This window comes from Marinobacter excellens LAMA 842 (assembly GCF_001574445.1).
Taxonomy (GTDB): Bacteria; Pseudomonadota; Gammaproteobacteria; order Pseudomonadales; family Oleiphilaceae; genus Marinobacter; species Marinobacter shengliensis.
In genome coordinates this window covers 25,048-33,911 of the sequence record NZ_LOCO01000034.1, presented here as the reverse complement: position 1 = coordinate 33,911, position 8,864 = coordinate 25,048, and the positions used below count along the sequence as shown (strand labels likewise).

Here is an 8,864-nt window from a genome sequence, read left to right as displayed (position 1 = left end):
CTTCAAGCCACTACCGCAACTGCACGGGTCGTTACGAGACGGCGTTTTCGTGGTGACGACCGTCGCAACCTTGTTCACAAGTACCGTCAGCTCGGCGATGGATTCAACCGCACCCTCGCGGTCGTCTACCGTAATGTTGGCGTGTAGCCCGGCCTCGGCCACCTGGGCTTCGATCTCTTGCTTGCGTGCCTCACTGGTGACCACCAGCGTTAGCGGAAATTTCTTGCTGCCGCTTTTCTGACTGGCCTTGGTCTTGAACCCGCCGTAATCGGTGTGATGCTGACGAGCATCCTGCCGGCCTTTATAAAAGAACTTGTCTGACATGCTGATATCCTGGTGAACGGAAGATAGCCAGAAGCCAGTACAACGCCTGCAGCCGCTGGGCGGAGACGTTTTAGCACGCTTGTGGCGTCGAATATATAGGCAGAAGCGGAAGTCACTCCGTTAAAGCAGCAAATCCAGTAAGGAAGACTGGCAGACCATCTGTGCACGCATCAACTCAAGAGCCGCTCCTTCGCCTCATTGATACGTGCCGCCAGATAATTACTACCGCCACGGTCCGGATGCATTTTCTGCATCATCCGGCGATGGGCCTGAACAATCTCTTCCTCGCTGGCGCCGGGTTGCAGGCCAAGGATATCCAGCGCTTCGGCCTCGGTAAGCGGGCCGCCCGCCCGTGACTGCTGGCCGGAGGCACCGCCAGCGGTATCGCCCTGATCATCCGCGCGCCAGGAATCACCAAACCGGCGGTCCAGATAGGTTTCCAGCAAGCGGGCAGAGTCTTCGTCTTCCATACGACAGTACTGCAGAAGCTCAAGAAATTCGCTCTCGCTCAGATCCGACAACGCTCGCCCGGCCATTGGGCCTTTCAGAACCTTGCCGCTCATGGTTCCGGAATCGTGGTCCAGGCTCATTTCCAGGATATCGCTGGCGACCCGGGATTGATTACCCGTTTTCGCCTGGCCACCGCCCGGTAGGTTCCCAGTCAGTATTGACGGCAACACCCTGCGCAACAGCGGGTAAAGAAACGCCAATAACGCGAACAGAAAATGCAGCCGGCCGGTCACTGCCATCACCAGCATCAAACCGGTACCCGCAAACAAAGCCAGTTTGATAATCGCCGGTTTGCGTTGACTGGCCGGCTGGCTGCGCAGCCAGACCCACGCAACAACCGTTAACACAATAACCAACAGCGTTAGTGGCACTCAGATACTCCGGGTTCTCTCAGCCTACTCAGCAAGTGCTAGCGAATTTGCTGAGTCAGGCGTTTCACTTCCGCAGAACTACGGCTGGAAAAATCCTCCAGGGCTTTCGCTCCCCCGGAAGCATAGACCGCAACAGCCGCCATAAGATCCTTCAGTACCTGTGGGCTGTTCCGATCGAAAGGTACGTAGGCACCACCAGACAACTTGCTGACCTGCTGGAACACCGCCTTGGCGTGGGGATCGTGCCCCTCGTGGAACATGAACACCGGCGTTCGCAACAGGCCCAGTTCGCCCGCGGAGTGGCAAAGCTCATCCACAGGCTCCTCGCAACAATCGCCGATAAACACCACGGCTTTTACTGCTTTTGCCCGGGTTTCCTTCACCGCATGGGCCAACACCCGGCTAATCTGGGTGCGGCCACCCAGGCAAGACACGCCGTTCATAAGGTTCAGCAGCTGGCCGGTCTCATTCACAAACCTGGTCGCCTTGAACTCACCAAAGCCACGGTAATAACACAGCTGAATGGCCAGGCCGCCCAAATCCTCGGTAGCCATGAATAGCTCACTCTGCAAATGGCAGGCCTGATCCCAGGTTGCCTCCCGGCTGGCGGTGGCATCCAGAGCGAAGATCAGGCGCCCCTCGCCACCCCCCTTCGCGGGCAGCGTGCGAACCTGGTGGATAAACTGGTCGATGGCCTGTTTATCGGATTTGGTACGTAGCTCTTTATCAGCCATAAGCCTCCGCCACCTTCCATTCGGAACTAGAATGAGCTGGACATCACCTCTTGCAGGTCACGCTTGAGTTCTTCCGCAGGGGTAATCCATAACTCACCCTCACCACCGGGGAAGACACCCACTTCCAAGCCGTCCCGGGTTAAACCTGGCACCCACTTCTTGAAGAAGTCCGGCAGAGAAACCGCCTTCGGTGAGAGGTCGCCGGAATCCTTGGCGTAATCCGCCGCAAACTCAGTTCCCGGCCAAACCGGTAGATACCCTACACCGTCCTCTTCCGAAACAATTTTCAGAAACTGGTTATCGGCATTGATCAGAATCCAGATTTCGCGCTCGTCGGCAACGGCATCCAGAAAGTAGTCATACCGTTCCTCGCCATCCATCTCAAGAATCTGGGCCAAGGGGTTATCGCTCATGAAAACTCCATTATAGGGAACCAATACCGGTTTCACCGCCCGAAGCGGCTATGCATATACTGAAGCCTATCAGGAAAGACAGCACGCTGCCTGAACAGCCGCTATGGTTAGTGTACAGCCCGAGCGATAGCACGCCCTATGGTATTCCGCGAATCCGGTGCCCGAACCAGACATCATGCACTAGCAGCGCAAGTAATTGCGACAGCCATAGTGTTATTCGCAATCGCGTTGCCCGGTCCGGCCAGTGCTGCCGGCACCCTCTACCTGCAGTATCGGCATTGGCAGCCATATAGCTGGCCCAATGACGAGCCCACCGCCAAAGACATTAGCCGCTCCCAGCGGGGCCTGGGCTGGCGATACCAGGGCGCAACCTCCACCGTGAGCCTCGACTACGATTACCAGCCGCTTCGCATTCGCACGGGCACTCCGGCCCACAACGGCCACCTGCATCGGCTGACATTCGGGGGCGATTGGCAACACAACCTTTATCACCTGGAGACTGAGGTGGGCGTCGCCGGCAGCTCCAATATGTTCAAACACCAGGACTTCCACCGCCAGGTGCTCAATGGCCGCCTCGCTGTGTTCAGGGCCTGGCACGAGGGCTCAGACCTGAGCGTGGGTGTTGGCGGCGATCATCGCTTCGGTTCGTTCCGCTGGCTGCCGCGGTTGAGATGGGCGCAGTCCACGGTTTACGGTCACTGGCAGGTGGACCTGCCTGTTCTGGCGCAGTGGCAAAGCCCGGACCAGAGCTGGGGCGTTCGGATGGAGCGCGCGGGCGACCGCTGGGCCACACTCGACAAGTCCCGCGAGGTTGAAAGCGCGCTGTATCTTCGGGAATGGCGGGCGGAACTAAGCTACCGGCTCGGCTTTGGCCATGATTCTTGGCCTGCGGTTTTGCTGGGGCTAGGCGCCAGTATCGACACCCGCGTTCGATACCAGGATCTGAACGCGGGTAACCTGGATATTCGCCTCGGCGATAGTGTCTTCGGCCGGGTGATGCTCAGCTGGTAGGCATTAAAGCTTTGCCAGGGCATCAACCACCGGCGTGTCGCCTGAAACCACATCAAACACCCGGTTGTCGGTATTATCCGAGTCCAGCACCGCCAGCAGTACCCGAGCCACATCCTGCCGGGGAATCTCCGCGAAAGACGCCAGCCGTTCACTCACCGCCACCTTGCCGGTACCTTCATCATTGGTCAGCCGCCCCGGCCGCACAATGGTGTAATTCAAGCCGCTGTTCTTCAGGTGTTCATCGGCATTTCGCTTGGCCCGTAGATAGTGCTGAAGTTTTTCGGGGCCTTTCTCGGGCTCCTCGGCGCGCATGCTGCTCACCATGATGAACCGCTTTATACCCATGGCCCTGGCAGCGTCTACCAGGCGGATAGCACCGTCCTGATCCACATCAATGGTTTTATCCGGGCCGGTATGAGGGCCGGAGCCCGCGGTAAAGATGACGGCATCGCAGCCGCGCATGGCCTCGCTACAATCGTGTTCCAAGTCACCCAATACGGTTTCGGTGGCACCCAGCTTCTGCAATTCCGGCCCCTGATCCGGGTGACGGACCAACGCACGGGCCTCGTGATCGCTGTTTGCCATCTCCTGCAACAGATGTTGCCCGATCTGCCCGTTGGCGCCTGCTATAAACACGTGCATGTAGACCTCCTGCTTCGCTGTTCAGCGTATGTATCTTTTATAGTTGAGTGCCCGCTGAACGCAATTCAAGCCACAAAAGCGGTTTATTCAGAAGCATCATTAAAAATGAATTACATCAAAGGTGAACCAAAAGGCCGCTGGCACACTATTCTACTACCCGAACACTCTTTTTAACGGGAACGGAGCTTCCGCATGATTACAGTCCACCACCTCAACAACTCCCGCTCACAACGGGTTCTCTGGATGCTCGAAGAACTGGGCGTACCCTATGAAATCCAGCGTTACGAGCGCGACGCTGAAACCATGCTGGCCCCCGCCAGCCTGAAACAGGTACACCCGCTGGGGAAATCACCGGTGATTACCGATGGTGATCTGGTGGTGGCAGAATCCGGCGCCATCATTGAATACCTGGCCCACACTTACGGCAAAGACAGCATGCTGCCCGAAAACGGCGGCCAGCAATGGCTGGATTACACCTACTGGATGCATTACGCCGAGGGTTCACTGATGCCGCCGCTGGTCATGCGCCTGGTATTTGAAAAAGTGAAAACCAGCCCGATGCCGTTTTTCATCCGGCCGGTGGCGAAAGGCATCGCCGACAAAACGAACCAGATATTCATTGGCCCTATGATCAAAACCCATCTGGACTTTGTCGAAGCCCACCTGGCGAAGAATACCTGGTTTCTGGGGGACGAACTGAGCGCAGCCGATATCCAGATGAGCTTCCCGCTGGAGGCCTCGGTGGCACGGGGTATTGTGGGTGCAAGCCGCCCGCACATTTCTGCCTGGGTGGCGCGAGTACACGCCCGGCCGGCTTACCAGAGGGCCCTTGAGAAAGGCGGCGAGTACGACTTCGCCTGAGGATAGCGGCGAGGGCCAACGGCCCTCGCCTTAACAAACCAGGGCTGGTGCTCAGCCCGCCAGTGCAGCCCGCACCTTCTTGCTCAACTGCCCCATATCCACCCGGCCCGTCACTTTCGGGCGCAGCTCGTTCATCACATTCCCCATATCCTGCATACCCTTTGCAGCGGTTGAGCTGATCGCCTCAGCAATCAAACCGTCCAGCTCTTCCTCAGATAGTGCCGCCGGCATGAACTCCTCAATAATCGCCATTTCCGCCCGTTCCTTGTCCGCCAGCTCGCCCCGGCCGGCGTCATCGTACTGGCTGGCGGCATCCCGGCGCTGTTTCAGCATCTTGTCCAACACCTTCAGCACATCATCGTCACTCAGCTCGCGGCGCTCATCAATTTCAATCTGCTTGATGGCAGACTGGGCCATACGCAGAGTAACCAGCCGGTCCTTGTCTTTGCTGCGCATTGCGTCTTTCACCGCATTGCCGAGCTGTTCCTTGAGAGATGCTTGTGCCATGGTTGGGCTCCTGTTTGAAGGAAAAAGAGTGTGGGCATAATATCAAAGAACCAGCCCCAGGCCCTCAAAACCAACTCGACAACCACCGCCATGGAGTTTCAATGCCGTACCAGTTCGAAGATCTCAAAAACGCTTTTCCCACCGAGTGGCGGGATTACATCGAACACAGTTTTGTGCAACAGCTGGGCAACGGTTCACTCGCGCCGGAAGCCTTCCAGCATTACCTGAAACAGGACTACCTGTTCCTGATCCAGTTTGCCCGGGCCTATGCCCTGGCGGCCTACAAAAGCCCGACCCTGGCTGACCTGTTGCAAGCCAAAGACGGGCTGCTGGCCATTCTGGATACCGAGCTGGGGTTACACATCAGTTATTGCAAAGAGTGGGGAATCTCAGAGCAGGAACTGAACAACCTGCCCGAAGCCCGCGCCACCCTCGCCTACACCCGCTACGTGCTGGATACAGGCAATCGCGGCGACCTGCTGGACCTGCACGTGGCCCTGTCACCCTGCATGGTCGGCTACGGCGAGATCGCCAACTGGCTGAACCGGCGCTCAGAAACCCTGCGGGGCGAGGGCAACCCCTACGATGCCTGGATCGCCATGTACGAAAGCGACGAATTCCAGGGAGCCATGCAGGCGGAAATCCGCTGGCTGGATGAACGGCTGGCGGACGTAACCCCGAGCCGATTTGAACAGCTATCCCACATCTTCCGGGATGCCACCCGGCTAGAAATCGACTTCTGGGATATGGGCCTGCATCTGAGCGACTAGGTTTGCGCCCACTACTCCACCGTGATGGTGATTTTCTCAGACATCACCGGCGGCTCATGGGGAATATGCAGGTGATCACCAACCAACAGCTGGAGTGTGTGTTCGCCCGGCTCTAACTCCAGCGTGGTCTGGGTTTGGCCTCCCCCAAAATGAATATGCCGTTCATCCGCAGGGATCGGTTTGTCCATCGGGGGCAGGTCGTCCACATCAACCAGCAAATGGTGGTGCCCGGTTTTCTCACGCTCCACGCCCGCCGGCGCAACGCCCAAGCCCTCCAGGCCAAACCTTACCGTCACCGGAGAGCTCACGGTTTGCCCGTCGAGCGGTGTCACAAAATACACCGCCGCCCCCTCAGGCGCAGGCGTTGCTCCATGGGCACCGGCGACCATCGAAGCGGCAAGGATCAAACCAAACGTGACACGCTGTGTCCTGATCATGGTGTTCATAACCTATTCCTTCAGTGAGTGAACCACTCCCTAATAGTAGGTTAACTTTCCCGGTTATGAAAAACTCAACCACCCCCACCTTTAATCCAGCTGTATACCCGCATGGGCGGAATGTTCAGCAGTTCCAGCGTACAGCTGGTATGGGCCCCCATGACCGGATCGGTAAAGCGGGCGACATCTCGGCGGAACTGGTAGGCGATAAACCGCCCGCCCTCTACCAGGTTGTCATTCACTGCCTGCACGACACGATGAGCCACAGCCGCCGGCATCTTTGAGAAGGGAATCCCAGAGATGATCACATCTGGCTGTTGCATATCGTAAACAGCCAGGATCTCGGTGAGATCCTCGGCGCTGCCCAGGTGGTTGCAAAAGCGGGGGTCAACGATGTCGCCAAGCAACTTATGGAAGAAAGGGCTCAGCTCAATTGAGAGAAGCCGCGCGTCTCGCCCCAGGTGACGAAGAAACGCGCGCGTGGTGCCGCCCGTACCGGGGCCCAGCTCTACGACCTGTCGGGCGACAGATAGACCAGACGCCTCAACGATTCGCTGCTCCAGAAATCTTGAACTGGGGATAACAGAGCCCACCTGGCCCGGTTCCCGCAGGAATCCGCGAAAGAAGGCCGCCGGATTCGTCCTCCGGCTCGAATCGGCCTTCGGCTCGCCACTTCCTCCATCCATTTCGCTTGCCCCACTAACGACCTCAACTGTTCATCGAGTATAGCAGTGCGACCCATAACCCGACTTACCCAGCCGTAAGCAAAGGCTGCAGTGCGCTATCCACGTGGCGTGCCCAATCGTTTGGCGACATTTCCTGGTAACCGTCCTTGTCGGCAAATGCACTGGAAATAACCACATCTGGCTGCAACTCACGCAACATCCGCAAGCTGGCCACCAGAGTGTCACAGTCACTCCAACCCTTTATGAAGCCATTGCTCCATTGCTCTTTTCGGTTTCGATAAACCGTGTCGCCCGTGAAAAGGTAGGTCTTACCAGTCGCCGATCTCACCTGAAAACAAGTACTGCCAGGTGTGTGGCCAGGGGTTGAAATCACCTCGATGTTGCCAGCCAGAGTCTGTCTTCCAGTGAACAGAACATCCGGCTCCAGGATCTCCGCGAAGGATTCCCGCTCAAGTGCATGCCCGCCCAGCTTGGCTCCGTAGCGTTCACGCACCCGCAAGAGCGACTTACCCAATTCATCCTGATGACTCAACAATTGCCAATCAACGCCACCTAGGGTGGCCATGGCATCAATTTCATACTCGTGACCGGTGTTATAGAAGAGCACGTTGCCCTCTTCTCTCGTCAGCAGATAGGCGTGGGTGGTAAGTCCGGGGAATGGATTCTCTACGTCAGTTTGCCAAAGGTCTGGAAAAATCTGTTTCATGACATCCTCCTGAATAGTCACTGATTGAACAGTTAGTCACTGCACCGCCAGCCTAATACCTAAAGTTAAGTTGAGGTCAACGAACAGAATCATGGAAAATGGCTATCGGGAGAATAGCCAGACCAAGCACCTCAGAGGCAATCATGAAGACAGAAAACAACCAGGAGCTACGAGCCACGCTCAGTGTTGGGGAAGTTGCCAGACGCAGCGGCGTGGCGGTATCGGCCATCCACTTTTATGAACAAAAGGGGCTCATCAAGAGCTGGCGCAACGCGGGCAACCAGCGGCGCTTCCAGAGAGATGTGTTACGGCGAATCGCCGTGATCAAGGTGGCGCAGCGGCTTGGTATTCCATTGGCCAAGATCGGCGATGCCCTGGCCGCACTGCCAACGGATCGCACGGTTACCGCTGACGACTGGAAACACCTTTCAGAGCTCTGGCGGGCAGACCTGGACCGCCGCATAGACATGCTCACCGGGCTGAGGGACCAACTCAGCGACTGCATTGGCTGCGGCTGCCTGTCTATCGACGCCTGCCGGCTAAGGAACCCCTGGGATGAATTGGGCGAGCGAGGCCCCGGGGCTCGGCTCTTGGAGCCGGATGCCGAGTAACCGGGTTACCCCGAGATCATCAATTGCTTTTCAGGTTGATCTGCTTTGTGCCGGTGGAAGTCAGTTGCCCACTTTTACCTTTGCCCACCTGCTCAACACGACCGCCGGACTTTAAAAAGGCTGCAGTCTGCGCTTCAATTTCGGCAGATGTTAAGGTAGCTTTAACAGCTTTCTTACTCATATTGTTTTCCATATCAAGTCTTGGCTTAAGTGCCAGAATCAGCGCTCCCAGTCTATCTGAAACAAAAATATAATGCTGAACTGATTCCAACCGGCGAGCC

The 8,864-nt window shown here is 57.2% G+C and carries 14 protein-coding genes; 4 read left to right on the top strand and 10 right to left on the bottom strand.

The genetic code is table 11. The features are described 5' to 3' along the window. The 4 genes from J122_RS19000 to J122_RS18985 all read right to left on the bottom strand — a co-directional run. Positions 1–324 (bottom strand): PBPRA1643 family SWIM/SEC-C metal-binding motif protein (locus J122_RS19000; protein ID WP_061333699.1); only part of this gene is annotated, 324 nt, incomplete at its 3' end. A gap of 170 nt (positions 325–494) precedes the next feature. Continuing rightward, a complete protein-coding gene (locus J122_RS18995) occupies positions 495–1,205 on the bottom strand; it encodes a DnaJ domain-containing protein (protein ID WP_061333697.1) in 711 nt (236 codons plus the stop codon). A gap of 38 nt (positions 1,206–1,243) precedes the next feature. Further along, positions 1,244–1,939, bottom strand: coding sequence for a hypothetical protein (locus J122_RS18990; RefSeq protein ID WP_058092220.1), 696 nt, complete (start codon positions 1,937–1,939; stop codon positions 1,244–1,246). A 26-nt stretch (positions 1,940–1,965) separates the two neighbouring features. Then, positions 1,966–2,352 carry a DUF2750 domain-containing protein gene (locus tag J122_RS18985; protein ID WP_058092221.1) on the bottom strand — a complete coding sequence of 129 codons (387 nt, stop codon included), beginning with the start codon at positions 2,350–2,352 and terminating at the stop codon, positions 1,966–1,968. A 210-nt stretch (positions 2,353–2,562) separates the two neighbouring features. Here J122_RS18985 and J122_RS18980 point away from each other — a divergent pair, with 210 nt between their 5' ends. Further along, positions 2,563–3,363 (top strand): hypothetical protein, encoded by an 801-nt coding sequence (locus tag J122_RS18980; protein WP_061333695.1) that lies wholly within the window; start codon positions 2,563–2,565, stop codon positions 3,361–3,363. A gap of 3 nt (positions 3,364–3,366) precedes the next feature. Here J122_RS18980 and J122_RS18975 read toward each other — a convergent pair whose 3' ends face one another. Further along, positions 3,367–4,005 carry an SDR family oxidoreductase gene (locus J122_RS18975; RefSeq protein WP_058092638.1) on the bottom strand — a complete coding sequence of 213 codons (639 nt, stop codon included), beginning with the start codon at positions 4,003–4,005 and terminating at the stop codon, positions 3,367–3,369. A 192-nt stretch (positions 4,006–4,197) separates the two neighbouring features. Between J122_RS18975 and J122_RS18970 the strand changes: the two genes are divergently transcribed. Continuing rightward, on the top strand, positions 4,198–4,866 hold the full coding sequence (locus J122_RS18970; RefSeq protein ID WP_058092639.1) for a glutathione S-transferase: 669 nt from the start codon (positions 4,198–4,200) through the stop codon (positions 4,864–4,866). Between the two features lie 51 nt (positions 4,867–4,917). On the opposite strand, the gene J122_RS18965 is transcribed toward J122_RS18970, so the two are convergent. Beyond that, positions 4,918–5,373 (bottom strand): GatB/YqeY domain-containing protein, encoded by a 456-nt coding sequence (locus J122_RS18965; protein ID WP_058092640.1) that lies wholly within the window; start codon positions 5,371–5,373, stop codon positions 4,918–4,920. Between the two features lie 101 nt (positions 5,374–5,474). On the opposite strand from J122_RS18965, the gene tenA reads away from it, so the two are divergent. Further along, positions 5,475–6,143: a thiaminase II gene (tenA, locus tag J122_RS18960; RefSeq protein ID WP_058092641.1), complete on the top strand. Its 669-nt coding sequence runs from the start codon at positions 5,475–5,477 to the stop codon at positions 6,141–6,143. A gap of 11 nt (positions 6,144–6,154) precedes the next feature. On the opposite strand, the gene J122_RS18955 is transcribed toward tenA, so the two are convergent. The 3 genes from J122_RS18955 to J122_RS18945 all read right to left on the bottom strand — a co-directional run bounded on the left by J122_RS18955 (position 6,155) and on the right by J122_RS18945 (position 7,972). Beyond that, positions 6,155–6,589 (bottom strand): DUF4399 domain-containing protein, encoded by a 435-nt coding sequence (locus J122_RS18955; protein ID WP_061333693.1) that lies wholly within the window; start codon positions 6,587–6,589, stop codon positions 6,155–6,157. A 65-nt stretch (positions 6,590–6,654) separates the two neighbouring features. Then, positions 6,655–7,266 carry a class I SAM-dependent methyltransferase gene (locus J122_RS18950; protein ID WP_061333691.1) on the bottom strand — a complete coding sequence of 204 codons (612 nt, stop codon included), beginning with the start codon at positions 7,264–7,266 and terminating at the stop codon, positions 6,655–6,657. Positions 7,267–7,330: 64 nt separating this feature from the next. Continuing rightward, positions 7,331–7,972, bottom strand: coding sequence for an MBL fold metallo-hydrolase (locus J122_RS18945; RefSeq protein ID WP_061333689.1), 642 nt, complete (start codon positions 7,970–7,972; stop codon positions 7,331–7,333). Between the two features lie 143 nt (positions 7,973–8,115). On the opposite strand from J122_RS18945, the gene soxR reads away from it, so the two are divergent. Then, positions 8,116–8,583, top strand: a complete 468-nt coding sequence (soxR, locus tag J122_RS18940) for a redox-sensitive transcriptional activator SoxR (RefSeq protein WP_061333687.1) — start codon at positions 8,116–8,118, stop codon at positions 8,581–8,583. A 19-nt stretch (positions 8,584–8,602) separates the two neighbouring features. Here the strand turns inward: soxR and J122_RS24885 are convergent, their stop codons facing one another. Next, positions 8,603–8,854 carry a hypothetical protein gene (locus tag J122_RS24885; protein ID WP_156471789.1) on the bottom strand — a complete coding sequence of 84 codons (252 nt, stop codon included), beginning with the start codon at positions 8,852–8,854 and terminating at the stop codon, positions 8,603–8,605. Between the last annotated feature and the right edge of the window lie 10 nt (positions 8,855–8,864).